Source organism: Mycobacterium sp. NGS68, from assembly GCF_059812195.1.
On sequence record NZ_JCALCE010000002.1, the window covers coordinates 143746 to 167708 of the forward strand.

24 protein-coding genes and 1 pseudogene are annotated in these 23963 nt (G+C 66.4%); 18 read left to right on the forward strand and 7 right to left on the reverse strand.

Annotation, left to right across the window (positions count from 1 at the left end; all coding sequences use genetic code 11):
• The first annotated feature begins 1 nt into the window (after position 1).
• Genes AC5Y5V_RS03610 through AC5Y5V_RS03620 form a run of 3 tightly spaced genes read left to right on the forward strand, consistent with a single transcriptional unit; the run spans position 2 to position 2546 of the window.
• Positions 2 to 1132, forward strand: coding sequence for a PHB depolymerase family esterase (locus AC5Y5V_RS03610; RefSeq protein WP_499931238.1), 1131 nt, complete (start codon positions 2 to 4; stop codon positions 1130 to 1132).
• The gene (locus tag AC5Y5V_RS03615) at positions 1132 to 1512 is read left to right on the forward strand and encodes a nuclear transport factor 2 family protein (RefSeq protein ID WP_499931239.1); all 381 of its coding nucleotides are present in this window, start codon (positions 1132 to 1134) and stop codon (positions 1510 to 1512) included. Before AC5Y5V_RS03610 ends, AC5Y5V_RS03615 begins: the two co-directional genes overlap by 1 nt.
• Entirely contained in the window at positions 1509 to 2546 is a 1038-nt protein-coding gene (locus tag AC5Y5V_RS03620) for a TIGR03857 family LLM class F420-dependent oxidoreductase (protein ID WP_499931240.1), read from the forward strand. Before AC5Y5V_RS03615 ends, AC5Y5V_RS03620 begins: the two co-directional genes overlap by 4 nt.
• Before the next feature lie 34 nt (positions 2547 to 2580).
• Here the strand turns inward: AC5Y5V_RS03620 and AC5Y5V_RS03625 are convergent, their stop codons facing one another.
• Positions 2581 to 3771 carry a cytochrome P450 gene (locus tag AC5Y5V_RS03625; RefSeq protein WP_499931241.1) on the reverse strand — a complete coding sequence of 397 codons (1191 nt, stop codon included), beginning with the start codon at positions 3769 to 3771 and terminating at the stop codon, positions 2581 to 2583.
• An 82-nt stretch (positions 3772 to 3853) separates the two neighbouring features.
• On the opposite strand from AC5Y5V_RS03625, the pseudogene AC5Y5V_RS03630 reads away from it, so the two are divergent.
• Positions 3854 to 4623 (forward strand): annotated as a pseudogene (locus AC5Y5V_RS03630) (SDR family NAD(P)-dependent oxidoreductase).
• Positions 4624 to 4632: 9 nt separating this feature from the next.
• Here the strand turns inward: AC5Y5V_RS03630 and AC5Y5V_RS03635 are convergent.
• A complete protein-coding gene (locus AC5Y5V_RS03635; RefSeq protein WP_499931242.1) occupies positions 4633 to 5196 on the reverse strand; it encodes a nuclear transport factor 2 family protein in 564 nt (187 codons plus the stop codon).
• A gap of 129 nt (positions 5197 to 5325) precedes the next feature.
• On the opposite strand from AC5Y5V_RS03635, the gene AC5Y5V_RS03640 reads away from it, so the two are divergent.
• The 3 genes from AC5Y5V_RS03640 to AC5Y5V_RS03650 all read left to right on the forward strand — a co-directional run bounded on the left by AC5Y5V_RS03640 (position 5326) and on the right by AC5Y5V_RS03650 (position 7672).
• On the forward strand, positions 5326 to 5949 hold the full coding sequence (locus AC5Y5V_RS03640; protein WP_499931243.1) for a TetR/AcrR family transcriptional regulator: 624 nt from the start codon (positions 5326 to 5328) through the stop codon (positions 5947 to 5949).
• Between the two features lie 93 nt (positions 5950 to 6042).
• On the forward strand, positions 6043 to 6795 hold the full coding sequence (locus AC5Y5V_RS03645) for an SDR family NAD(P)-dependent oxidoreductase (protein ID WP_499931244.1): 753 nt from the start codon (positions 6043 to 6045) through the stop codon (positions 6793 to 6795).
• Between the two features lie 22 nt (positions 6796 to 6817).
• On the forward strand, positions 6818 to 7672 hold the full coding sequence (locus AC5Y5V_RS03650) for an SDR family NAD(P)-dependent oxidoreductase (RefSeq protein WP_499931245.1): 855 nt from the start codon (positions 6818 to 6820) through the stop codon (positions 7670 to 7672).
• A gap of 22 nt (positions 7673 to 7694) precedes the next feature.
• Here the strand turns inward: AC5Y5V_RS03650 and AC5Y5V_RS03655 are convergent, their stop codons facing one another.
• The gene (locus tag AC5Y5V_RS03655) at positions 7695 to 9191 is read right to left on the reverse strand and encodes an acyl-CoA carboxylase subunit beta (RefSeq protein ID WP_499931246.1); all 1497 of its coding nucleotides are present in this window, start codon (positions 9189 to 9191) and stop codon (positions 7695 to 7697) included.
• A gap of 187 nt (positions 9192 to 9378) precedes the next feature.
• On the opposite strand from AC5Y5V_RS03655, the gene AC5Y5V_RS03660 reads away from it, so the two are divergent.
• Genes AC5Y5V_RS03660 through AC5Y5V_RS03680 form a run of 5 tightly spaced genes read left to right on the forward strand, consistent with a single transcriptional unit; the run spans position 9379 to position 13759 of the window.
• A complete protein-coding gene (locus AC5Y5V_RS03660; RefSeq protein WP_499931247.1) occupies positions 9379 to 10407 on the forward strand; it encodes an LLM class F420-dependent oxidoreductase in 1029 nt (342 codons plus the stop codon).
• Positions 10408 to 10423: 16 nt separating this feature from the next.
• Positions 10424 to 11659, forward strand: a complete 1236-nt coding sequence (locus tag AC5Y5V_RS03665) for a cytochrome P450 (RefSeq protein WP_499931248.1) — start codon at positions 10424 to 10426, stop codon at positions 11657 to 11659.
• Between the two features lie 50 nt (positions 11660 to 11709).
• Complete coding sequence (locus AC5Y5V_RS03670) at positions 11710 to 12537, forward strand: SDR family NAD(P)-dependent oxidoreductase (protein WP_499931249.1); 828 nt, start codon at positions 11710 to 11712, stop codon at positions 12535 to 12537.
• A complete protein-coding gene (locus AC5Y5V_RS03675) occupies positions 12504 to 12980 on the forward strand; it encodes a VOC family protein (RefSeq protein ID WP_499931250.1) in 477 nt (158 codons plus the stop codon). The genes AC5Y5V_RS03670 and AC5Y5V_RS03675 overlap by 34 nt, the downstream gene beginning before the upstream one ends.
• Positions 12977 to 13759 carry an SDR family NAD(P)-dependent oxidoreductase gene (locus tag AC5Y5V_RS03680; protein ID WP_499931251.1) on the forward strand — a complete coding sequence of 261 codons (783 nt, stop codon included), beginning with the start codon at positions 12977 to 12979 and terminating at the stop codon, positions 13757 to 13759. The genes AC5Y5V_RS03675 and AC5Y5V_RS03680 overlap by 4 nt, the downstream gene beginning before the upstream one ends.
• Here AC5Y5V_RS03680 and AC5Y5V_RS03685 read toward each other — a convergent pair.
• Together AC5Y5V_RS03685 and AC5Y5V_RS03690 are read right to left on the reverse strand one after the other, a co-directional pair.
• Positions 13756 to 14913, reverse strand: a complete 1158-nt coding sequence (locus AC5Y5V_RS03685) for a Zn-dependent alcohol dehydrogenase (protein WP_499931252.1) — start codon at positions 14911 to 14913, stop codon at positions 13756 to 13758. The two genes, AC5Y5V_RS03680 and AC5Y5V_RS03685, sit on opposite strands and share 4 nt — an antisense overlap.
• On the reverse strand, positions 14910 to 16145 hold the full coding sequence (locus AC5Y5V_RS03690) for a cytochrome P450 (RefSeq protein WP_499931253.1): 1236 nt from the start codon (positions 16143 to 16145) through the stop codon (positions 14910 to 14912). Before AC5Y5V_RS03690 ends, AC5Y5V_RS03685 begins: the two co-directional genes overlap by 4 nt.
• Positions 16146 to 16316: 171 nt before the next feature.
• Between AC5Y5V_RS03690 and AC5Y5V_RS03695 the strand changes: the two genes are divergently transcribed.
• From AC5Y5V_RS03695 to AC5Y5V_RS03710, 4 genes are all read left to right on the forward strand, one after another.
• Positions 16317 to 16676, forward strand: a complete 360-nt coding sequence (locus AC5Y5V_RS03695; protein ID WP_499931254.1) for a Rieske (2Fe-2S) protein — start codon at positions 16317 to 16319, stop codon at positions 16674 to 16676.
• A complete protein-coding gene (locus AC5Y5V_RS03700) occupies positions 16673 to 17734 on the forward strand; it encodes an amidohydrolase family protein (RefSeq protein WP_499931255.1) in 1062 nt (353 codons plus the stop codon). The genes AC5Y5V_RS03695 and AC5Y5V_RS03700 overlap by 4 nt, the downstream gene beginning before the upstream one ends.
• The gene (locus AC5Y5V_RS03705; protein ID WP_499931256.1) at positions 17731 to 18900 is read left to right on the forward strand and encodes an amidohydrolase family protein; all 1170 of its coding nucleotides are present in this window, start codon (positions 17731 to 17733) and stop codon (positions 18898 to 18900) included. Before AC5Y5V_RS03700 ends, AC5Y5V_RS03705 begins: the two co-directional genes overlap by 4 nt.
• Before the next feature lie 69 nt (positions 18901 to 18969).
• Positions 18970 to 19926, forward strand: a complete 957-nt coding sequence (locus tag AC5Y5V_RS03710; protein WP_499931257.1) for an alpha/beta hydrolase — start codon at positions 18970 to 18972, stop codon at positions 19924 to 19926.
• A gap of 2 nt (positions 19927 to 19928) precedes the next feature.
• Here AC5Y5V_RS03710 and AC5Y5V_RS03715 read toward each other — a convergent pair whose 3' ends face one another.
• The gene (locus AC5Y5V_RS03715; protein ID WP_499931258.1) at positions 19929 to 20492 is read right to left on the reverse strand and encodes a hypothetical protein; all 564 of its coding nucleotides are present in this window, start codon (positions 20490 to 20492) and stop codon (positions 19929 to 19931) included.
• Positions 20489 to 21385, reverse strand: a complete 897-nt coding sequence (locus tag AC5Y5V_RS03720; protein WP_499931259.1) for an Rv1363c family protein — start codon at positions 21383 to 21385, stop codon at positions 20489 to 20491. Before AC5Y5V_RS03720 ends, AC5Y5V_RS03715 begins: the two co-directional genes overlap by 4 nt.
• Before the next feature lie 154 nt (positions 21386 to 21539).
• On the opposite strand from AC5Y5V_RS03720, the gene AC5Y5V_RS03725 reads away from it, so the two are divergent.
• Positions 21540 to 22685, forward strand: coding sequence for an acyl-CoA dehydrogenase family protein (locus AC5Y5V_RS03725; RefSeq protein ID WP_499931260.1), 1146 nt, complete (start codon positions 21540 to 21542; stop codon positions 22683 to 22685).
• 68 nt (positions 22686 to 22753) lie between these two features.
• Entirely contained in the window at positions 22754 to 23926 is a 1173-nt protein-coding gene (locus AC5Y5V_RS03730) for an acyl-CoA dehydrogenase family protein (protein ID WP_499931521.1), read from the forward strand.
• The last annotated feature ends 37 nt before the right edge of the window (positions 23927 to 23963 follow it).

Genomic DNA, 23963 nt, shown 5'->3' on the forward strand with positions numbered 1-23963 from the left:
CATGTCATGGGCGACGAGGGCTCCCGGGATCGCGCGCGACCTGGGCCGCGAGATGACCCGGGTGGTGCCGCGCACGCTGGCCGGCCTCAACGAATCGACCGGTTGGATGCCGGCGTCGCCGCGCGGCGTGCGCCAGTTCGGCGAGGTCATGCTGGACGAGCTTGCCCTGAGCGGATTCTCGGTCCTGGGCGGGCGCCCCGCCGATCTGCGCCCGCTGAGCGAGTGCGCCGCGGCGGCTGAGGAACTTGCGTCGCTGGGCATCGACGGCGCACACAGTGACCCGGAGCCGCTGCGGGTGCGTTCGGTGCGACGGCAGCGGGTCGCGGGTCTGGTGTACGAGCGGATGACGTTCGAGCACGACCCGGCGCTGCCGGCGACGCTGGAAGCCGAGCGCCTGGGCGGGCCGGCGCGGGCGGTGGTGCATCTATGCCGGCACCGTGGGGGTCCGCGGCCGTGGCTGGTCTGGGTGCACGGTGCCGGCCAGGGCGGTCCGGAAGACCTGGTGCTGACGCGGATCGGGCGCATTTTCGGCGGCCTGGGGTACAACGTCGCATTGCCCATCCAGCCCGGCCACGGGAGCCGGCGGCGCCACTGGCCGCGCTATCCGGACATGGATCCGCTGGGCAACGTCGCGGGCATGATGCGCGCGGTGTCGGAGGTTCGCGCGGTGGTGCGGTGGGTTCGGCCGCAGGCCAGTGCCGTTGTGGTGGCGGGTATTTCGATGGGGACGCCGGTGGCCGCGCTGGTCTCGCACCTGGAGCGCGAGGTCGACGCCGTCGGACTGTACACGCCGATCCTGGGGCTCAACGCGATGATCGCACGCCACCTGGACCGGTGGGGGACCTCGCGCGACGGTTACCGGCAACTGCTGGAGTCTGCCGTGGTCGCGCAGCTGACGTCGGTGATCGACCCGTTGCAGGTGGACCCGGCCCCGCCGGCGCAGCGCCGGCTGATCGTCGGGGCGTGGCACGACCGGATGGCGATGCGTGACCCCGCGGTCGCATTGCACGACCGCATCGGTGGCGAGCTGTACTGGTATGACGGCGGGCACGTCGGTCATGTGTTCTCGCGGCGCGTGCAGAAGGTAACCGAGCGGTTCCTGCGGCGCGTTGCCTCGGAGGTGACGGTGTGATGGCGGCGGTGCGAACCGCGCGCGAAGTGGTCGAGCTGTACAACCTGGTCGTCTGGAACGAACACGATCTGGGCTTGGCGGAGGAGTTGTTCGGCGACACCGTCATTCGGCATGAGGTCGGCGAGGCGCACACCCTGACGCACGCTCAGGCCGTCCAGCGGGTGGCGGACGTGTGGAAGCTGTTCGACTCGCTGCGCTTCGACCTGAACATCGTCGTCGACGGCGATGACGGGGAGCACGTCGCCATCGTGTACGACTCGACCATGACGGCAGGCGACGGCACCGAGACCAAGATCGCCAGCATGGAGGTGTTCCGCGTCGTGGACGGCAGGATCACCGAGGTCTGGAACTGCGGCTACAAGCAAGGAGTTTGGAATTGAGTGATCGCACGCTCGACGAGTTGGGCTTCTACCTGCTGGCCGGGGCCGGGGGAGAGGGCCCGGCGACGTTGATGGACGAGGCCCGCCGCGGTGAGGAGCTGGGCTTCGGCACCGCCTTCATCTCCGAGCGCTGGAACGTCAAGGAAGCATCCTCGCTCGTCGGGGCGGCGTGCGCCGTGACCAGCCGGATGCAGATTGCCACCGCCGCAACCAATCACAACACCCGTCATCCGCTGATCACCGGGTCGTGGGCGACCACCATGCACCGGCTCTCCGGTGGACGTTTCACGCTGGGGATCGGTCGCGGGATTGCCGCGATCTACGGCGCCTTCGGCATACCGGCAGTGACGACCGCGCAGATGGAGGACTGGGCGCAAGTCATGCGCCGGCTGTGGCACGGCGAGGTGATCTTCAACCATGACGGTCCGATGGGCAAATACCCGATCCTGTTCCTGGACAGGGATTTTGACGAGGATATTCGGTTGGCGCTGGTCGCGTTCGGGCCCAACACGCTGGCGTTGGGCGGACGGGCGTTCGACGACGTCATCCTGCACACCTACTTCACACCGGAGACTTTGCGGCGCTGCGTGGAGACCGTCAAGACGGCCGCCGAGAAGGCCGGCCGTGACCCCGACAGCGTGCGAGTGTGGTCGTGCTTCGCCACCGTCGGTGACCACCTGCCCGAACAGCTGCGGCTGAAGAAGACCGTCGCGCGGCTGGCCACCTACCTACAGGGCTACGGCGACTTGCTGGTGCGGACCAATGGCTGGGATCCCGTTGTGCTGCAGGTGTTCCGGGAGGATTCCGTGGTGACGTCGATCGCCGGCGGGATCGATCACAAGGCCACGCCGGAGCAGATCGAGCACATCGCGACCCTGATTCCCGACGAGTGGCTGGAACCGTCGGCCACTGGTTCGGCGCGACAGTGTGTGGACCGCATCCGCAAGGAGTTCGACTACGGTGCCGACGCGGTGATCCTGCACGGCGCGACGCCCGACGAGCTTGCGCCGGTGGTGGCGGCCTACCGCGGTTAGGGCGTCTGCTCGCGCATTGAGGCGGCGGTCGGTATCAGCCGATGATGGCGGGCATCGAGTCCCATCCGCGCACCGTGGAGGTGCGTGACCGGTGCGCGTTGGCAAGGTCGATCTGCCACTCAGGGAACCGCTTGAGCACCTCTTCCAGCGCTACGCGACCCTCTAGCCGGGCCAGCGGGGCGCCGACGCAGAAGTGGGGGCCGCGACCGAAGGTCAAATGCCCTGCCGGTCTGCGGTGGATATCGAATCGATCGGGATCCTCGAAATGGCGCTCGTCGCGATTCGCGGAGGCCAGCATGACGAGCAATGCGCTCCCCGCGGGCACGGTCGTGCCCTGGAACCGCACGTCGTCGGCCGCGACGAAACGTGCGACATGTGGACCGGGCGGCTCAAAACGGAGGAGTTCTTCGATCGCCGCGGGGATCAGGGAGTGATCCTCGACGAGTTCACTGCGCTGGTTGCGATGTTCGGCTAGCACCTTGCCCATCCAACCGAACAGGCGGCCCGTCGTCTCCACCCCGGCGCCCGCGACGACCGCTAAAAAAATCAAAAGTTCCTGGTTGGTCAGTCTGCGCGTGGTCCCGGTCTCATCCTCGAATTCGACGTTGAGAATTTCGGTAATCAGATCATCGGAAGGATTCTTCTGCCGCCACGAGACATAGTCGGTGAACATGTCCCCGTCGAAGTAGTGGTTCTTGTTGACCTGCAACGGTTTACCCGGCTCGTTGCGCAACACGCGGTGTGCCTGTGCACGCACCGAGGGCTGGTCGGCGTCTGGGATGCCGACCAGCATGCCTATCGTCCGCATCGGCAGTTCGCGCCCTAGGTCAACGACAAAGTCAAAGCACTCGCCGCCGACCAGGGGATCGAGACAGGCGGCGCAAAAAATGCGCACTTTGTCCTCGAGCTCTCGCATCTTCTTTGGTGTGAAGGCTCGCGACACCAAGGCGCGGTGGATCGTGTGCAACGGCGGATCCTCGTTGATGAAAACACCCGGCGGCATCACGGGGTCGGTCTTCACCACCTCGAGAATGTCACCCTTGGCAGAGCTCAGAGCATCCGGATCCTTCAGGGCTGCTGCGACATCGTCGTATCGGCTCACTGCCCAGAAGTCGTGGCGCTCGTTGTGATAAAGAGGCGCCTCGTCCCGCAACCGTCGGTACACCGGGTACGGATCAAGGTCGATCTCGACGTCCCACGGATCGTAATAAAGGTCGTGGCTCAAGAACGCTCCTCACGCGTGACTGTACGATCATATAGCGTTTGCTATACGATCGTACAGCCAACGTGGATGGAGGGATAGTCAGGTGGGTAATCGGTTCTCCCTGAAGGGGCGGGTAGCGGTAATCACGGGCGGCGGCACCGGAATTGGCCGAGGCTCGGCATTGGTACTCGCCGAGCACGGGGCTGATGTTGTGCTTGCGGGCCGGCGTCCCGATCCCCTTGAATCCACCGCAGCGGAAGCCCGGGCGCTAGGACGGCGCACCCTCGCAGTATCAACAGACGTCACCGAGGCCGGCGCATGCCAGGGGCTCGTAGACGCGACGATGCAGGAATTCGGCAGGATCGACATCCTGGTGAACTGCGCAGGCGGCGCAGCGACAAAGCCGATACTGAAGTGGCCGACGACGACTTCGAGCACACTCTCGCGCTGAACTTCGGCGCGGTGTGGCATCTGTCGCGAGCCGCCGCCAAGCCGATGCTCGCGCAGGGCAAGGGCGCCATCGTCAACATTTCTTCCGGGGCCAGCCTTTTGGCCATGCCGCAGGCCGCGCCCTACGCCGCCGCAAAAGCGGCCGTCAACAATCTCACCGGGTCAATGGCCGCGGCATGGACGCGCAAGGGCATCCGCGTCAACGCGATCGCCGTGGGGGCCGTACGCGCGGCCACCCTGACGGACGACGCTGCCCGCTATGGCCTGGACCCGGAAACCATCGCAATGTCCAACGGGGTGGGCCGTCTCGGCGAGCCCGACGAAATCGGCTATGGCGTACTATTTTTCGCATCAGACGCGTCGAGCTTCTGTTCCGGACAGACACTGTACATGCACGGCGCTCCCGGGCCCGCGGGCGTCTGACATAGGTCTCTACCAGCGGGCCGGCGCCGGTGCTTCCATCGTCAGTGGCCGTTGGTAGGACAGATCGCGTCGATCACGGGTGCCGACGAGGTAGCCTTGCTCCTTGAAGAAGCTCGATTGCAGCACCCGGGCGTCGGCTGTGAACATTCCGTCGACCGTCGATCGGCGGACCGCGATGCGCCACTGACCGTCCCGTCGTTCCAGCCGATCCAGGTACCGTCCCGTGATGAACTGTGCGCTGCCCCCGTCGGACCCGATCAGGACCACGATGGCGTAGCTCTCGGCGTGCGCGGTGTCGCCGTCTATCTCGCACGAGTGCGTGGTGATGTTGTGGGTATGTACGGCCGACGTCTCGGCGTGGATCTTGTTGGCCCACTCGCCGTATCGGGGCCCCGTGTTGACGGCGAAGCCGTGCTCATCGATGCCGTCCTCGTGATAGGCCGAGCTGATGAGGTCCGCGTCGTGGCGGTCGCATCCGCGTGCGTGGCGCGCGATGCAGTCCAGAATCGCGACGCGATCAAGCAGATACTGCACGTCGCGCCGCAGTGAGCCGAGGTCGGCGTCGGTGGTCATGCGTCTCCTGATCATCGGTCCGGCGCGCTCTGCCGAAGAAGGCAGTCACCGCGCAAGTGTGAGACTATACGACCGTATAGCATGCCATGAATGTGACAATGCTTTCAACCAAAGCCAGTGAGGTGACCAATGGCAGCAACCCGTCGCGTAGGCGCGGAGACATCCCCGACCCGCGATGTACTTCTGGACAACGTCGAGACGATGATGCTCGAAGAAGGTTACGCAAGCGTGAGCTATCGCGCCTTGGCGGCGAAGGCGGGAGTCACACCGAGCCTGGTTCAGTACTATTTCCCGTCCCTCGACGAGATCTTCCTGGCGGCGATTCAGCGTTATTCCGAACGCAACCTCGCGGTGTTGGGGAAGGCCCTGGAAGCCCGCGCCGACGATCCGCTGCACGCGTTGTGGGACTTCAGCTGGGACGAGGCTACCGGCACGCTCATGACCGAATTCCTGGCGCTGGGGAACCATCGAAAGTCGATTCGGTCCGCGATCGCTGATGTCACCAACCAGGTACGAGCACTCGAAGTGCGCGCGCTTACCCGTAAGTTCGGCAAAGGAACTCGCTTCGATGGTGATCTGTCACTGGGCGCCGTCGCTCTCCTGGTAACTGGCATCCCGAAATTCCTCAATCTTGAGGAGGGTGTCGGCGTCGATGCGGCGCACGATGAAGTGATCAATGCGATCGAGAAGTATCTGGACTCCGTTGAGACGCGCTCTACGCGCCGGAAGCGACGGGCGAAGCCCCGCCGCTGAAAATCGCACCTTTCCATTCGTGCTGACGTAGCACGATGTAATGCTATACACTCGTACAGTTGATGTAGTACGAGTGTATAGCAGGAGGTCGCCGTGCCTACGACAGCCCGGGTAGCGGTGGTCACCGGCGGTGCATCGGGGCTGGGCAAAGCGATCGCTACCCAACTGTCCCGGGACGGCCATCAGGTTGGCGTCCTGGACGTCAACGGCGACGCCGCTGAGAACGTGGCGGGCCAGCTGCGGACCGTTGGCGGCGACGCGGTCGGCGTACAGGTTGATGTAGCCGATTCCGATTCCGTGACAAAGGGTTTCCAGAAGGTGCGGGATGCATTGGGCCCCATAGAGATCCTCGTGACGAGCGCCGCCATCGCGGGTTTCACGCCCTTTCACAAAATCACGATTGAGGAGTGGAATTGCTACCTCGCGGTGAACCTGACCGGTACGTTCTTGTGTTTGCAGGCGGCCTTACCCGACATGACAGCAGCGAAATGGGGCCGGATCGTGACGATCTCGTCGGCCGCCGGGCAGCGGGGTGCCGTCGGCCAGGGCCACTATTCGGCATCCAAAGGTGGCGTCATCGCCCTCACCAAGACGGTGGCACAGGAGTACGCGTCGCGGGGAATCACCATCAATACCGTCCCGCCGTTCGTGATCGACTCCCCGATGCTGCGCGAACAGCAAGGTGCCAAGAAACTGCCGCCGACGGAAGTGCTGGCCAAGGCGATTCCCGCGGGACGAATCGGTACAGGCGAAGACGTGGCGGCGGTGTGTGCATTCCTCTGCTCGGAGTCATCTGGCTACTTGACGGGCCAGGTCATCGGCGTGAACGGTGGGGCCGTTGTCTAGCCGGGGTGGCAATCGGGGAAACATGAACCGGGTCGCCGTGGTCACCGGGGCCAGCAGAGGGGCCGGGGCCGGCATCGCGCGAGCGCTGGGTGCTCACGGGTACACCGTGTATCTCACCGGCCGCACCGAGAAGGGGGGTGACTCGCGGCTTCCGGGCACCATCCATGAGACGGCCGAGCAGGTTGATGCCTTGGGCGGCAAAGGCATTGCCGTGCGGGTCGACCACGCCGATGACGATCAGGTGAAAGACTTCTTTGAGCGGATCCGCCGCGAACAGGGCAAGATCGATGTGCTGGTCAACAACGCCGCGATCATCCGCAACGAGATGATGGGGCGGACCAAGTTCTGGGAAGAACCCCTCAGCGTGCTGGACACGCTTGCCGTCGGATTGCGAAGTAGCTACGTTGCCACAGTCTTTGGCGTGCCCCTGATGTTGCCGCACCGCAAGGGCCTAATCGTCTTCACGTCGTCCTCGGGAGCGGCGCACTACGCGTTCGGTCCCGCATACGGTGTTCCGAAGGCAGGCACCGACAAGATGGCCGCGGACATGGCCGTCGACCTCGAGGGCACCGGCGTTGCCGTGGTGTCGATCTGGCTGGGATCGTTGCTGACTCAGCGGGTGCGTGACATCGTGGCCCGCAACCCCGAGAAGCTGGGCCACGTCCTTGACACGGCCGAGACGCCAGAGCTGACCGGCCATGTCATCTCACGCCTGTGCGAAGATCCGAATCTCGGGGATCTGAGCGGTAGGACGCTCATCGGCGCAGAGTTGGCCGAACAGTACGGGATCAAAGACGAAGGGGAGCGGCAGCCACCGTCTTACCGTGACCTCCACGGAGTCCATCCACCTTCCCAGTTCCCCTATGTCATGCGATGAGATGTCTGCTCGCGCAATGACGTCACGGCAGGATGACCGTGCGCGTCACCGGTTCCGCGGCGGCTTGCCGGCTGGACAGGGCCCGCTGCAGGGCGGCCAGCAGGGCGTCGCGCGTTTCGCGGGGGTCGATGAGCTCGTCGAACCCCATGCTTTCCGCCGACCGGTATGAGGCCTGCAGTTCGGCTTCGCGCAGTTTCGTGGACAGGTCCTCGGCGGCATGCGATGCGCGACTGAGGGCCGCGGCGCTCATGGCCCCCATCGTGGCGCCAGGGTATGCGAATGTGGCCGACTGGTGGTCGAATCCGAGCAGCGACATCACCATCGAGCCGAAGCCGTAAGCCTTGCGCAGCGTCACGTGCAACTTGATCGTCGTCGCGGCGGTCTGCACGGCGAACATCCGCGCGCCGGCGCGCAGCACGCCTTGGCGCTCCGAACGGCTGCCGGGCAGCATTCCGGGGTTGTCGGCGAAGAAGACGATGGGAAGGTGGAAGGAGTCCGCGACCATGATGAAGTGCGCCGCCTTGTCGGCGGCCGCGGCATCGATCGACCCGGCCAGCACCTGCGGCTGGTTGGCCACGACCGCAACGGGATGACCGCCGAGATGGGCCAGCGCGCAGATGATCGCCCTGCCGAGCCGCGGCTGCACCTCGAACCAGTCGGGCCGGTCGAACACCACATCGAGCACAGCGCGCATGTCGTAGACCCGCCGGTTGTCGCGCGAGACGATCTGCAATAGCTCCGGTGTCGGCCGCGGACCGGCGGTCTCGTCGATAGGCAGCGACGGGGGATACGACCAGGCGCTCGGCGGGAAGTAGGACAGGTACCGGCGAATGTCGTCGATCGCCGACTCGTCGTCCTCGGCGACGTTGTGCACCACCCCGCTGAGCGCCGCGACGTCTGGACCGCCCAGGTCTTCTTTCGAGATCTCCTCGCCCGTCGACTCTTTGACGACGGGCGGGCCCGCGGTGAAGATCGCGCCCTGGGTGCTCATGATCCGGAAGTCACACACCGGGGCGACGAGGGCGCCGTGTCCGGCCGAGGGGCCGAGTACCGCGCCGACCGTCGGGACCCGCCCCGAGCACTGGGTCTGGGAGAGCAGATCCGTCGGGGTGCGTCCGTAATGGCCACCGGTCGGACGGAATCCGGCCCCGTCGAGCAGCATCACCAGCGGAACCCGGTCGCGCAGCGCCAGCTCGGCGATGCGGTAGCGCTTGGAGTTGCCACCCGGACCGATGCTGCCGGCCAACGTCGTGAAGTCCTCGGCGCCCACCATCGCCGGAACGCCGTTGATGCGGCCGGATCCGGTGACGATCGCATCCGCCGCGACCTCGCCACCGACGAGCGTGCCGAGCTCACGGAAGGTGCCCGGATCGACCAGTCGCTCTATGCGCGCGCGGGCGTCCAGTTTGCCTTTGCCGCGGTGCTTGTCGAGCCGCTCCGGGCCGCCCATGCCGCGCGCGTGCTCACGGCGGCGGGCGAGGTCGGTGAGCGTTTCCTGCCAATCCGGGGGCTTGGTCATTGCTTCCGTCCTCGTTCGCCGGTCGGCCGATACATACTGAATTGCTTACTGTAGCGGCTGCGACAAGCTGACTCGGCAGACACCCGCCGACGCCGGGAGGATCGCTGCGCTTCGCGACTGGACGCCGATGACGTTGACCCTACCGAATTGCTTACTGTAACTTTTCCATCATGGCGGGTGGGTGCGGATGAGCAGCCCCTCCGGTCGACCCGGCCTCAAGCTCGACCGTGGCATCCCGAACACACTCGCCCGGGCGGCCGAGGCGGCGAAAGCTCTGGAGGAACAAGGCTGCGACGGCGGTTGGACCGCCGAAACCAGTCACGACCCGTTCCTGCCGCTACTGCTGGCCGCCGAGCACACGTCGCGGCTACAACTCGGCACCAACATCGCGGTGGCGTTCGCGCGCAACCCGATGACCGTCGCCAACGTCGGCTGGGACCTGCAGGCCTACTCGCAGGGCCGGTTCATTCTGGGCCTCGGCACCCAGATCCAGCCCCACATCGTGAAGCGGTTCAGCATGCCGTGGAGCCATCCGGCGCGGCGGATGCGTGAGTTCGTCGCTGCGCTGCGCGCGATCTGGTCCACCTGGCGCGACGGCACCAAGCTGCGGTTCGAAGGCGAGTTCTACACGCACAAGATCATGACGCCGATGTTCACTCCCGAGCCGCAGCCCTACCCCGCGCCGAAGGTGTTTCTGGCGGCGGTCGGTGAGGCGATGACCGAGATGTGCGGCGAGGTCGCCGACGGCCACCTCGGTCACCCGATGATCTCGAAGCGATACCTCACCGAGATGACGATGCCGCTGCTGCTGCGCGGTCTGCAGCGCTCCGGTCGGGACCGCGGCGACTTCGAGGTGTCGGCCGAGGTGATGGTGGCGACCGGCGCCAACGACGAGGAACTGGCCACCGCCGTCGCCGCCGCCCGCAAGCAGATTGCGTTCTACGGATCAACGCCGGCCTACCGCAAGGTGCTCGACCTGCACGGCTGGGGCGATCTGCACACCGAGCTCAATCGCCTTTCCAAGGAAGGGCAGTGGGACGCCATGGGGTCGCTGATCGACGACGAGATTCTCGAGGCTTTCGCGGTGGTCGGTCCGGTCGAGGAGGTCGGCACCGGCCTGCGGAGCCGGTGCGAGGGCGTCGTCGACCGCGTCCAACCCATCTTCTATGCCGCCTCGCACGACTGTATTACGCACGCACTGAGGGAGTTTCGCTAATGAAAGCACAACGGCCGTGAGCGCGCCGACGGTAGACGAAGCCGCCCGGCTGTTGGCAGATCCGATGACGTATGCCGACGAGCCGCGGTTGCACGCGACGCTGACGCACCTGCGGGCCAGCGCACCGGTGTCGTGGGTCGACGTGCCGAATTACCGGCCGTTCTGGGCGATCACCAAGTACGCCGACGTGATGGACATCGAACGCAACAACCTGCTGTTCACGAACTGGCCGCGCCCCGTCCTGACGACCGCCGAAGGCGACAAACAGGCGGCGGAGATGGGGGTGCGCACCCTCATCCACCTGGACGACCCGCAACACAGAGTGGTGCGCGCGATCGGCTCGGATTGGTTCCGCCCCAAGGCGATGCGCGCGATGAAGGCCCGCGTCGACGAGCTGGCCAAGATCTACGTCGACAAGATGGTCGAGGTGGGCCCCGAATGCGACTTCGTACAGCAGGTCGCGGTCAACTTCCCGCTCTATGTCATCCTGTCGCTGCTGGGCCTGCCGGAAGAGGATTTTCCGCTGATGCTCAAGCTGACCCAGGAGTTGTTCGGCAGCGACGACAGTGAATTCAAGCGCGGCACCACGACGGGAGAGCAGCTGACCGCGTTGCTCGAGATGTTCCAGTACTTCAACGCGGTGACCGCGTCGCGGCGGGAGCATCCGACCGAGGACCTCGCGTCGGCGATCGCCAACGCCCGCATCGACGGCGAGCCGCTGTCCGACATCGACACCGTGTCCTATTACCTGATCGTGGCGACGGCCGGACACGACACCACCAGCGCCACCATCTCCGGTGGGCTGCACGCGCTCGTCGAGAACCCGGACCAGCTGACGCGCCTGCGCGACGACCCGGGCCTGATGCCGCGGGCCACCGAGGAGATGATCCGCTGGGTGACCCCCGTGAAGCAGTTCATGCGCACCGCCGCGGAAGACACCGTGGTGCGCGGCGTACCCATCGCGAAGGACGAATCCGTCCTGCTGTCCTACGTGTCGGCCAACCGCGACGAGGACGCCTTCGACGACCCGTTTCGGTTCGACGTCGGGCGCGACCCCAACAAGCATGTGGCCTTCGGCTACGGCGTGCACTTCTGCATGGGTGCCGCGCTCGCCCGCATGGAGGTCAACAGCTTCTTTTCCGAGCTCTTACCGAGGCTGAAATCGATTGAACTGAAAGGTGATCCGCAATTCGTGGCGACCACCTTCGTCGGCGGCCTCAAACACCTGCCGGTGCGCTACTCGGTTGAGTGAATCGGCGGGGCCCGGGGTCGTTAGACTCCCGGTGGAGGTAACCAAGGGATATGACGTCAAGGACGATTGTCATCACCGGCGCCAGCGACGGCATCGGGGCCGCGGCGGCGCGCCGGTTACGTCAGAGCGGCGACAACGTCGTCGTGATAGGCCGGTCGCAGACCAAGACCGCCGCGGTCGCCGCGGAGCTGGACGCCGACCACTTCGTGGTCGATTTCGCCGACCTGTCGCAGGTGCGGGCCCTGGCGCAGAAACTCGGCTCGCAGTACCCACGCATCGACGTGCTGCTCAACAACGCCGGGGCCATGGGCACCAAGATCCACCTGACACCCGACGGCTACGAGCAGACCTACCAGGTCAACTACCTGTCGCCGTTCCTGCTGACCACCCAGCTGATGGACCTGCTCGTCGAGTCCCGAGCCACCGTAGTCAACACCACCAGCTCGTCGCATCTCATGGTCTTGCGGGCCACCGTCGCCGATCTGGAGAACACGGCGCGGCGCCGGCCCAGTACGGCCTACGCCCTGTCCAAGCTTGCGATCGTCTTGTTCACCAAGGAATTACACCGGCGATACCATGGCTGCGGGGTCTCGACCGCAACGGTGCACCCCGGTTACGTGAACTCCAACTTCGGCCCGGCGTCGGGGTCGCGGGCGATGGCGTTCATGCAGAAGTACACCCCGACGGAGCGGTTCACGGCCAGCTCGGACGAGGGTGCCGAGCAGCTCATCTGGCTCGCCTCGAGCACGCCCGGTACGGATTGGACGCCCGGCGAATACTATTCGCGGCACAAGATCGCGCGGGCCAACCGCCTGGCCAAGAATTCCCGGCTCGCCGGCGAACTGTGGGAGAGCACGCTGGCCAGGATCGCGACCTGACCATGCTGGGTGTCCACCATTCCGCGATCTGCACATCCGATGTCGAGCGCTCCCTGCGGTTTTGGCGCGACGGTCTGGGCTTCACCGAGCTCTTCGATCATCACTTCACCGGCGACTGGCCCGAACTGTTCGGCGCGACAAGCGATCGGCTGCGGTCGGTCTTCCTGGGCGATCCGCAAACACCGGACACCGGGATCGTCGAACTGGTGGAGTTGACGGGCGCCGACGAGGCGCTGCCCGCGTTCGGCCGGCCCCGGCACGGCTTCTTCCTGCTGTCGCTGCAGCGGGAGGTCGAAACCACCCTTTCCGATTTGGCCGCACTGGGTTTCGCCGACGGCGTCCGCCGGATCAGTGTGCCGGCCCCCGGCGGCAAGACGGTCGCGATGGCCGTGGTCAACGCGCCTGACGGCGTACTCGTCGAACTGATAGGAGCGGCCCGATGAGCGCATCGATTGCCTTGGTGACCGGGGGCGGATCCGGGATCGGCCGGGATACGGCGGCGCGGCTGCGCGAGGCCGGCCATGACGTCGTCACGTGGGACCTGTCGGGCGGCGACATCGAGTGCGACATCAGCGATTCCGATGCCGTGGCCGCGGCGATGGAGCAGACCATCCGCGAGCATGGTGTGCCGACACGCGTCGTGACGAGCGCCGGGATCGGCTCCTCGGGACTGCTGTTGGCCGTGTCGCCGGCAGAGTGGGAGCGGGTGTTGTCGGTCAACCTCACCGGCACCTGGTTCACGATCCGCGCGGCCGCGCAGGCCATGATCGACGCCGAACTACCGGGCGCGATCGTGGTGGTATCGAGCATCAGCGGCACCGTCGCGGATCGGGACATGGGCGCCTACTGCGTATCGAAGGCCGGGCTGGACATGCTGGTGAAGGTCGCGGCCGTCGAGTGGGGCATCCACGGCATCCGTGTCAACGCCGTCGGGCCCGGCGTCACCCGTACCCCGATGCTGCCCGACGCCGAAAAGTGGCCGGCCTGGGTCGAGGGCATGTCCAAGCGGACGGCGCTGCGTCGCCTGGGGGAGCCCGGAGACGTCGCCGAGGCCATCGTCGGTGTCCTCGAAATGTCCTGGGTGACAGGGCAGGTGCTGCATGCCGACGGTGGGCTATCCTTGCACAGCCCGATCGATGCCTACGGGCAGGTGGAGAAGCTGATGCGGCTCAAGAAGCTGCGCGAGTTGCACGAACAGAAGCAAAAGGCCAAAGAGGGCTAGATGATCCCGTAATCGATTATGCCCCGGACGATTTCGCCGTTGAGCAGGTCGGCGTAGGCCTGGTTGATGGCGTCGAGGCGATAGCGCCGGGTGATCATCTCGTCGAGCTGCAACTGTCCGGTCTGATAAAGCCGCGCCAGCCGCGTGATGTCCGCCTTGCCGTTGCACGAGCCGAAGATGGTGCCCGCCAGCGTCTTGTTCAGCAGGATGAAGTCCTGCAGGTCGATGTTGACCGAGCGGGTCAGCTGCGAGGTCATGCCGGTCAGCACACAGGTCCCGCCCTTGCGGGTCAGCTGCAGCGCATCGCGGACGTCGTCGGCGGTGATCAGCGACGGCGACACCACCACGGAGTCGGCCATGACGCCGTAGGTCAGGGCACGCACCAGGTCGAGCGCCTCGTCGATGGTCGCCGCGCTGTGCGTGGCGCCGAATTGCCGCGCCGATTTCTGCTTGAACTCCACCGGGTCGACGGCGATGATCTGCGCGGCGCCGTTGATCCGGGCGCCCTGGATCGCTCCCGTCCCGATGCCGCCGGCTCCGATGACGACGACGGTGTCGCCACCGCGCACGCCGGCCCGGTTCGCGGCCGAACCGTATCCGGTCGGGATCGCGCAGGACAGCAGGGCGCTTGGCACCAGCGGCAGGTCCCGTTCGATCCGGATCAACGAATTCACCGACACCACAGTGTGGTTGGCGAACGCGCCGACCTTCGCCAGGTGCCCGAGGGGGTGGCCGGTCGCGGTGTGATGACGGAACGTTCCGTCGGTGGGCATCCCCGGGATCATGGTGCCCATGCCCTTGTCGCACAGGTACTCCATGCCGGTGGCACACCAACGGCACTGGCCGCAGACGGCGACGAACGACATCACCACGTGGTCGCCGGGAGCGAAATCGATGACGCCCGGACCGACCTCGCGCACGATGCCCGATCCCTCGTGGCCGCCGATCATCGGGAACATGGTCGGCAGCCCCATGGCCCGCATCACCTCGTTGGGCGCCGACATGTCGCCCTTGAGGATGTGATCGTCGGAGTGGCACAGCCCGGCGGCCGCCATTTCCACCAGCGCCTCGCCCGCCTTGGGCGGGTCGAGCTCGAAATCCTCGACCGACCACGGGCCGCCGATGTCGTGCAGGATGGCCGCCCGGCTCTTCATGCTCGACTGTTCACGGGACTGAACGTGACGGGAAGCTTGTTGGGCGAGCGGAATACCAGCCCGACGATCTTGGAGTCCACCCCGGTGCCGTCGTCGGCGACGAAGGTCAGATCCTTGACGCGGTCGAACAGGCTGTTGAGCATCACGCGGGTTTCCAGCCGGGCCAGGTGCATGCCAAGGCACATGTGGATGCCGCCGGCGAACGCGATGTGGGCTTGTCGCGGGCGGCGGATATCGAACGTATTGGGATCGGTCCAGCGGCGATCGTCGCGGTTGGCCGAGCCCATGCACATGTCGATCTGCGCATCGGCCGGGATTGTCTTGCCGCCGAATTCGATTTCCTCGGTGGTGGTCCGCATGACCATGGTCAGTGGGGTTTCGAACCGCAGACCTTCTTCGATCGCCATCGGTATCAACGAGCGGTCCTGGTAGACCATCGCGAGTTGCTCGGGGTGCGTCAGCAGTGAGTGCAGCAGGTTGCCCGACGAGCGGTAGGTGGTCTCCAGTCCGGCCGGCAGCAGCAGACGCAGGAACGCGATGATGGCCTCGTCGGTCAGCTTCTCGCCGTCGATCTCGGCGGCCACCAGGTCGCCGATGATGTCGTCGGTGAGCTTGCGGCGGCGCTGCTCGACCTGGTTGAGGAAGTAGCCGTGCAACTCCGCGGCCGCCGTCAGGCCCGCCATGATGTCGGTCGGGATGGAGATGAGGTCCAGCGACAGCCGCCGGAACATGTCCAGGTCCTCGGGCGGAAGCCCCAGCAGCGACGAGATGATGCGGGTCGGGAACTCGAACGTCACGGCCTTGACCAGATCCGCCTCGCCGTCGTGCTTGATCTCGTCGATCAGCCGGTCACACACCGGCCCGATGACCGACGGTTCCCAGCGCTCCAGGGCGGTGGCCCGAAACGCCTTGGCTACCAGATTGCGGTGGTCGTGGTGTTCTCTGCCGCCCATCGCCAGGATGGTGTGGCCCATGACCAGCCCGATGGTCTCGTCGTACTTGGCCGAGGTGAAGGTCCGATCGTCACGGAACGCGTGAAAGACGTCGTCGTAGCCGAACAGGGTCCATTCGTCGCTCGGCCGAAGCTCGTCGGGCATCTGCTCCTGGTCCGAAAGGCCGCCATGCCAGACCGGATCGGTGTGCCGCATGTGTTCGAAGAACGGGTACGGGCTGGTTTCGCCGGTGAAGTCGAGGGCGACGGGCGCGCCGTCCTGGTCAGTGCTGAGCGTCATCAGCGCTCCTCCCTGAGCAACCGAGTTAGCCCGTGCACGCGGGCCGGTAAGCGGAATGTCGCTATCATAATATAAATAGCAACGAAGCCCAATGGCTTGTGGTGGTTACCGTAACGAGCACAGTATCTACTGTGGAAACCGGCCGGTAGGCGCGAAGGCGGTGATTCCCCGGTGCTACAACGCCGATACGTGTGCACGCTCGACGAACTGCCGCCGGGGCGGATGAAACTGGTCGACGTCGGCAAGTTCGGTGTGGGCGTGTACAACGTGCGCGGTTCGCTCTACGCGATCGTGAATTATTGCTCGCACGAAGGCGCCCCGCTGTGCCTCGGCCTGATCGGCGGCACCACCGAATCGGCGCCCGACGAACCCGGCGGGCTGCGCCGGGTGCGGGACGGACAGATCGTGCGATGCCCTTGGCATAACTGGGAATTCGACGTGACGACGGGTCTCAACGTCGCCGACCCGCGGCGGCGCGTGCGCACCTACCAGGTCGACGTCACCGACGGGGAGGTGTATCTGACCGCATGAGCGAACCGACAATCGGTGCCTACATAGACACCAACGTGCAGCCGCACTTTCGCTACAACGCCGAGATCCGGCGCTATCTGCCTGCGGCGCACCGGCTCCGGTCCATCCCTGACGTCGAGCAGCAGTGGTACCAGGCACCCGGGGGTGACTACCTTGAAGACCTCTACGGTGACCACTATCCGGGGTCGGATCCGCAGACCGTCGGGCGGCATCTTTTCGACGAGGGTGGCGCGAGTTACGCGATCCTGAATCCGTTGACGCGCGGCAACATCGCCGACTACCTGCTCAACAGCAGAATCTGCGCCGCGGTCAACGACTGGCTGCTCGACCGGTGGCTGGAGCCAGACGCGGACGACCGGTTTCGGGGGACGATTCGGGTCAACCCGGAGGATCCCAGGGGCGCGGTCGAGGAGATCGAGCGACTGGCCGCCCACCCGAAGCTGGTGCAGGTCGGCGTGCCGATGCAGTCGCGCGAGCCGTACGGCAAACCCATGTTCGAACCGATCTGGGAAGCCGCCGCCGCCCACGGATTGCCGGTCGCGGTGCACATCAACGGCGGCAACGGCGTGGACCATGCGCCGACGTTCGCCGGGCACGCGCCCACCTACCCGGGCTATGCGGCGTTCATGCCGCTGAACTACTTCGTCCACCTGGCCACGCTGATCGTCGAGGGGATGTTCGGCAGGCACCCAGGCCTGAGGTTCGTCTTCGCCGACGGCGGCTACGACATCCTGACCCCGCTGATGTGGCGGCTGGATACGTTCTGGCTGTCCATGCGGGACCAGACGCCGTGGGTGGACCGCTACCCCAGCGAATACCTGGCGGCACACGTCCGGTTCTGTTCGTCGGCGTTCGACGGCCCGGTCGATTCCGCGCAGGCGAGTCGCTGGATGGACTTCTCGGATAAGGCCGGCCTGGTTATGTACGGGTCGAGCTACCCGCACTGGTCCACGTCGTCGCCGCAGGCCATGGCTGCCGGCCTCGACGACGCGCAGCGTGAGAAGGTGCTGTGGCGCAACGCGGCCGAGTTCTATGGGCTGAGGGAGAGTGTGTCGTGACCACGATCGAACGGCGGGATGCGCAGGCGGGCCAGCGGGAGATCGCGGTGACGATCGTCGACACCGACGTGCACCCGCTGCCCGTTTCCGCCGACGTGCTCAAGTCCTACGCGTCCGCCGAATGGGTGGACAAGATCTGGCCGAGGGGCAACGCGGTGTCCCCGGTGTCGCACTTCTACGACACCCCGGACTCGTACAAGACGATGTCGCTGCGGCTGGACGCCGCCCCGCCCGGTGGCGGCGTGGCCGGCTCGGACCCCGATTTCGCTGCCCAGCAACTGCTGGTCGACGCCGGGGTCAGCATCGCGTCGCTGGAGCCGATGTGCGACGCGCAGCTGCCGCAGGCCGAACACGTGCTGAAGTCGACCTACAACGACTGGCTCGCCGACGTGTGGCTGGACCGGCACAACGCGCACGGCCGCTGGCGCGGATCGATCAGCGTCAGCGCGCAGACCCCCGAGCAGGCCGCCCGCGAGGTCGAGCGGTGGGCCGGACACCCGTACATGTCCCAGGTGCTGATGACGCCGCAGACTCGTGGAATCCCCTTCGGGAATCCACATTTCGACCCGCTCTATGCGGCCGCGGCGCGCAACGGGTTGCCGGTGGCCACCCACCTGATGGGGCAGACGCCGTTCGAGTTGATCCCGCTCTATCCGGTCGGCAACCCGGCGCACTGGCACGACTTCTTCGCCTCGTGGCCGCTGCTGTACGTGTCGCACCTGATGAGCCTGGTGTTCGACGGTGCCTTCGACCGGCATCCCGACCTGCGGGTGGTGTTCATCGAGGGCGGCTTCACCTGGGCGATGCCGGTGATGTCGCGGATGGACCGGATCTGGGAGGCCCGCCGCGGCGACCTGCCGCACGTCCGCCGCCGGCCGTCGGAGTACGTGCGCGAACACGTGCGGTTCACCACGCAGCCGCTCGAAGACGCCGACACCGTTCAGTTTCGCGAGTACCTGGAAATGATGGATCTGGGCGACAACCTCATGTTCTCGACGGACTATCCGCACTGGAGCTACGACGCCCCGACGTATGCGATCAACCGGTTCCCGGCCGAACAGCGCGAGCGGATCATGCGCGGCAACGCGACCGCGCTGTACAGGCTTCCGTCAACGGTCAAGGCCCTGCCCGGCGAGGGCCCGGCCAGCCCGTCTTCCGCTCCGTAAACTCACAGGTCTACCTTGAAAAGGGCCTTCGGGTGTTCAAGGCGGATCGGTGAGGCGGAATGAGAGGGCATGACACAAACGAATGTCGCACGGCCGCAGGGCCTTAACCGCCTCGACCCGGCCGTGCGGGACGCCGCCGCCGCGTTGGGCATCGTCGAATTCCGCGCCGAGACCCTGGCCGCCGAGCGAGAGCGGGCCAACCGGTTGGCCGCCGAGCGGGCCGCCGCGGTCGAGACGGCTGGGGTGAGTGTCGAATCGCATTCCATCGCCGGTCCGGACGGCCGCGAGCTCGGTCTGCGCCTGTATCGCGGCACGCAATCTCTGGCGCCGGTGGCGCTGTACGCCCACGGCGGCGGGTTCGTGACCGGGAATCTGGACACCGACCACGCGGCGTGCGTGGAGCTGGCCCGGGAGGCGGGGTGTGTGCTCGTGTCGGTCGACTACCGGCTGGCGCCCGAACATCCGTGTCCGGCCGCCCTGGACGACGTCGAGGCCGCCCTGCGTCACGTGGTCGCGAACGGCGCGGAACTGAACGTGGATGCCGAGCGGGTCGCGGTGATGGGGCGCGACGCGGGTGCCGCGCTGGTGGCGTGTCTGGCGCAGCGCATGTTCGACAACGAAGGCCCGCAGATCCGGATGCAGATCCTGCACCAGCCGATGCTCGATTCCGACGCGACGCCGTCGCGGCGCGAATTCCAGCGCACCCCAGGCCTCAACGGTCCGGCGGTGAGCCGGGCGTGGGGCCATTTCCTCGGCCATGCCACGGCGACCGGTCACCTTGTCCCCGCGCACCGGGCCAACCTGGAGGGGCTGCCGCCCACCTTCATCAGCTGCTCGGAGATCGATCCGTGCCGCGACGAGGCCATCGACTACGCGAACAGACTGCTACACGCATTCGTGCACACGGAATTACACGTCGTGGCGGCCACATTCAACGGCTTCGACTCGGCGGTGCCGGATTGGGCCGTCTCCCAAGAGAACCGGGCCTTGCACGCGCAGAGCCTGCGCCGCGCGTTCGCCGTATAGCCTTATACCGGGCTGAATTTGGTGATCAGCCAGGTGCCGTTGACCCGGGTCATGCTCACCAATACGCTGCTGGCCGCCATCGCGGGGTCGGGGCTGTCCTTGCTCGTGGTGTTCTGGTCGACGTAGACCAGGACGACCGCCGAATCGGGACGGAGTTCCGACACCGCGGCGCGCATCACGTGCGCGGTGGTCTTCAGCGACTTCTGCTTGGCCGCGGGAGCCACGATCTGCTGGGTGAATTGGTCGTAGTACGAGAGAAAGTCGCCGCTCAGATGCGACTTGGCGTTGGCGAAATCCTTGTCGAGCGACTCGGGTGAGTAGGACAGCAAAGCGACCGTTCCGTCGGAGGCTGCGCGAATCACGGACTGCGCCGCGGTGGGGGTGGTCTGCTGATCCGGCCGATACCACTTGACGTACATCCACGTCGCCACCGCGCCGGAGAGCAGCGTGAGCAGCACCAGGACCACCGGGACGAGCTTCACCTCGCGGTTGACCTTCAACCGCCGCTTGGGTTTCGCGCTCCGGGACTCGACTTTGTCTTTGTCCGCGTTCTCTTTATCCGTCACGGTACGAACTCGACTTTCGACATCTTGTACTGGCCGCCGTCTTCGGTCACGGTCACCCGCAGCCGCCACGCCCGCGGTTCATCTTTGGCGCCTGCGGAATTGGTGATCCGGGACGTCGCCGAGACCAGCACCAGAGCGGAACGGCCGTCGACGGATTCCACGGCCGCCGCGTTGACGGTGCCCTCGGTGACTACCTTGGAGTTCTCCACCACCTTCGCGAAATCCGTGGCGCGCTGCTGGAAGCTGTCCCTGAACTCGCCTGTGGAGCTGTCGATCACGCGCTGGACGTCCTGCTTGGCCCTGTTGAAGTCGAGCGAGGTCATGTTGATGACGCCCTGTCTGGCGCCGGCTTCGAAAGCCGCAACGCGGTTTGCCCGCTGGGTGCTCTCGTGGTGTTTCCACGCGAAGAATCCGCTTACGCCGGTGAAGCCGAGGATGAGCAGGATCGCCGCGGCGCCGGCGATCGTCGACAGTGACGGCCGTCGCAACCGGCTCCGCAGGCCCATGCGCTGCGCGGCCGATTCGGTTGCCGCGTCGGCGTCGTCGCCCTCGTCGTCGGTCTCGTCGGCGGGTAGCTGAACCTCGACGGTCGTCGTCCCGGCGGCCGCCTCGGCCGGGTCGACCTCGGTGGCAGGTATCGGTGCTTCGACGGTCTGGTCCAGATCGATGACCTCGGTGGTGTCGGTGGCCTCTGCGGGTTCAGTGCCGTCTGCAGCCGACGCCAGCGCCAGGCGGCGCAGCCGGGCGGCCCGGGCGCGCGCTCGTGCGGCCGCTGCCAATGCCTCGGCTTCGGCGGCTTCGGCCTCGGCCTCCTCGGCCAGCGCCAACGCGTCGGCCGGTGACTTGGATGACACGGTGGCTGCATCAGCGGCCGGCTTGTTCGCCCTAGCCATGGTGCTCACAAGGCGTCAACGTCATTATCGACTGGACTCCGGTATCTCTTACTGTATTGCTCATTGCTACCATCAGAGTCGCCAGCGCACTCCGACCAGGACCGATCAGGCGGATGATCCTCCACCCATACTTTCCCCACCGCGTGTCTGCCTCATGACCGCAGTCGACTCACCCGAAAAGATACTCTTTAGCTCGACCACCCAGGCATTTCTGCAGAAAGAAGCGCCGCTTCGGTACGTTCGGGATCTGCACGCCGCGGGTGTGTCCTTCGACCCTGGCTGGTGGCAGCGGGCGGCTGAACTCGGGTGGACGGGCCTGCTCGTCCCGGAGGAACTCGGCGGCGGCAGCGTGTCCGGCAGCGGACTCGCCGACCTGGCCATGGTCGCCGAACAACTCGGTAAGACGGTCGCACCCGGGCCGCTGTACCCGGTGAGCACCGTGCTTGCGGGCCTCGCCGAGTATGCCGAGTCGCACGCCGGCACCATCGAATCGCTGATGGCCGGCGAACAGGTTGCGTCGTGGGCGGTGTCCGAACCCGGGCGGGGGTGGGCGCCGCAGGAGCCGTCGGTGACGGCCACGCCGACCGATTCCGGCTACCGCATCCAGGGCACCAAGGACCGCGTCGAGGCCGCCGCTCAGAGCGCCGTGCTGTTGGTGGTTGCGCGCTGTGGCGACGAGGTGCGCCAATTCCTGGTCCCGACGGATGCGCCCGGCGTCCGGATCACCCCGCAGCAGTCGATCGACCTGGTCAAGCAATACGCGCGAGTGGACTTCGACGGGGTCTTCGTCGAGGCGTCCGCGGCTGTCGGCCAGGCGGGCGGGGCGGCCCAGGCCGCCGCGTCGATCGAGCGGCAGAGCCAGGTCGCACAGGTGCTGCAGTGCGCCGAAGTGGTGGGCATCGTGCAGACGGTGTTCGACTTCACTGTCCAATGGGCCAACGACCGGTACACATTCGGCCGTCCGCTGGCGTCGTACCAGGCGCTCAAACACGGGTTCGCCGACATGAAGATGTGGTTGGAGGCGTGCCGCGCGACCACGGCCGCGGCGGTGGCCGATGTCGCCGCGCGCTCGTCCACCGCGGGCCTTTCGGCCAGCATCGCCAAGTCGTATGTCGGCGAGATGGCCGGCCAGATCGTCCAGGGTTGTGTGCAGATGCACGGTGGCATCGGAGTCACGTGGGAGCACGACCTGCACCTGTACCTGAGGCGGGTTACGTTGTACCGCGCCATGTTCGGCACGCCGGAGGAGCACAACCGTAGGGTGTACGCCTGGCACGCCGCGCAGAAGGCGGCGCTGTGACCGCTCAGCCGGCCGTCGAAACCGTTGCCGATTTCGCAGCTCGGGCGCGAGCGTGGTTGGCGGACAACATGCCCCGCATCGACCCGAAGGCGCCGCCGGCCGCTCCCCGCGACGACGAACGCAGCTGGCAGCGCGCCAGGGAACTGCAAAAGCGGCTATACGAAGGCGGTTTCGCGGGTATCTGCTTCCCGCGCGAGTACGGCGGTCTGGGGCTGGACTATGCGTATCAGCGGGCGTTCGACGAGGAATCGCTGTGTTATGAAATGCCGTTGATCCTCAACGTTCCGACGTTCACGATCTGCTGCGCCACGCTGCTCGACATGGGCAGCGAGGAACAGAAGAAGCAACGCATCGCGGCCGCCCTGCGGGGGGACGAGATCCTGGTGCAGCTGCTGTCGGAGCCCAGCGGCGGATCGGATCTGGCGGGCGTCATCACCCGCGCCGAACGACAGGGCGACCGCTGGATGATCAACGGCGCCAAGACGTGGAGCACGAGCGCCTTCGCCGCCGACTACGGGCTATGCCTGGCCCGCACCAACTGGGACGTGCCCAAACACGACGGCCTGACGATGTTCCTGGTGCCGATCAACCATCCGGGAATCACGTTGCGGCGCATCACCCAGGTGAACGGGGGCGCCGAGTTCTGCGAGGAGTTCCTCGACGGGGTGGACGTCGGCGACGACGCCGTGGTCGGTGAGGTCGACAACGGCTGGGCGGTGGCCTCGCGGCAGCTGTATCACGAACGCCGTGCCGTCGGGCAGGGCTCGGAGTTCGCCAGCGGCTCCGGCAGCGAGGGCGGCCACACGGTGCCGGTGGACTATGTGGACCTACTGGCCAGGACCGGCCAGGCTGACAGCGAGCGCGCACAGGACATCGCCGGCCGCGCGCTGGTGCGCCGCGCGGTCGCGGAGCAGCTGATCGAGCACGTCTACCACAGCGTCCGGGACGGCTCACTGCCCCCGGCCGGCGGCACGCTGATCAGGCTGTTCCACGCCGAGGCCGTCATGCTCGAGACGGATGCCGCGCTGTCGGTCGCGGGCGCGGCCGGCGTCGTCGGCGAAGTGGGCGAGGGCCTGCAGACCGGATTCCGCTACCTGTCGCGGCAGTCGGTCGCCATCGGCGGCGGCACTACGGAGATGGCGCGCAACGTGATCGGGGAGCGGGTACTGAACTTCCCGCGGGAATACGTCGCCGACCGCGGGGTGCCGTTCAATCAGGTGCGGCACGGCCGGCTGCGCTGAACCGGGCTACTGCTGACGGTGGAGACCCGCTGCGCCG